The 892-nt window shown below is 47.1% G+C and carries 2 protein-coding genes; both read right to left on the bottom strand.

What is annotated here, in order from left to right:
- On the bottom strand, positions 1–297 hold a 297-nt coding region (locus tag AKL11_RS02170), incomplete at its 3' end, for an ISAzo13-like element transposase-related protein (protein ID WP_436404686.1).
- Between the two features lie 38 nt (positions 298–335).
- Positions 336–578 (bottom strand): hypothetical protein, encoded by a 243-nt coding sequence (locus AKL11_RS02165; RefSeq protein WP_095210160.1) that lies wholly within the window; start codon positions 576–578, stop codon positions 336–338.
- Between the last annotated feature and the right edge of the window lie 314 nt (positions 579–892).

Below are 892 nucleotides of genomic sequence, written 5' to 3'. Positions count from 1 at the left end.
CAGCAGTTCTTTCTTTTTCGTGTCGATGCTTATCACTGGACATCCGGCATCCAAGTATTCTTGTTTCAGTCTGGCAATATTTTCAAACTGGGCGTTGCGATCGGCGTGCTGCCCCATTGTTCGCTTTTTTTGCGGCTTGCGTCGTCGGTAACCATGATCATGAAGCAGTCGAGAAACGATATTCTTATTGGCTGGAGTTCCTAAATCGGAGAGCTTGCGAGCAATCTGCCGACGAGACAGGTTCGTCCATTTTACGTCGTGCCGCATCGGGTCCCCAGCAGTATGGTTACGGAGTATGGTGAGAAAGTTTTCAGTCAGCTGGGGACTTTTCTCAATCAGCGGTGTGCGTCCGCCCCTTTTTTTCGCTGATGATCAGCGGTCAGATGTTCTGATTCCAGCTCAGCGATACCTCGACGAATCGTTTTCGGGTCACAAGCCAGTAACTGAGAAATGAATTCGATGCCACCATGCCCAAGCTTTATCGCTTCAATCGCAGCATAGCGACGACGATCCCTCTCGTTGAGTGACTGATAAAACCGAACCATTTGAACCTCTACTGTCGTCGAATAACTGCCCAAGATGACCTCCTGCACTCATGCGGAGCAATTATCGACGATTCCTGATCTCTTGAAAATAGGGAAGTTAATTGGGGACTATTCCTAAGTCTGACAGTACGCATTTTTAACACCGAAACAGCCATAAGACCTGAAAACCCTATGTTCACCACGATGCCAGTTCATTCATTGCTATGGTTGAACTCCTGAGAATTCACACCAAATCAAGATCTGAAAGACAGGCTAAACCAAAACTCACTTGAAACCATCGGTTTTATTTTGGTTTTGGCTTAACCGGTTTTCTGAGCACCTCTTCCTCCTCGTCAAGAGACGTCTTG

This window comes from Endozoicomonas ascidiicola (genome assembly GCF_001646945.1).
In the GTDB taxonomy this organism is placed as follows: domain Bacteria; phylum Pseudomonadota; class Gammaproteobacteria; order Pseudomonadales; family Endozoicomonadaceae; genus Endozoicomonas; species Endozoicomonas ascidiicola.
Note: the sequence above shows the minus strand (reverse complement) of the source record. Positions and strands in the feature narration are given on the sequence as shown.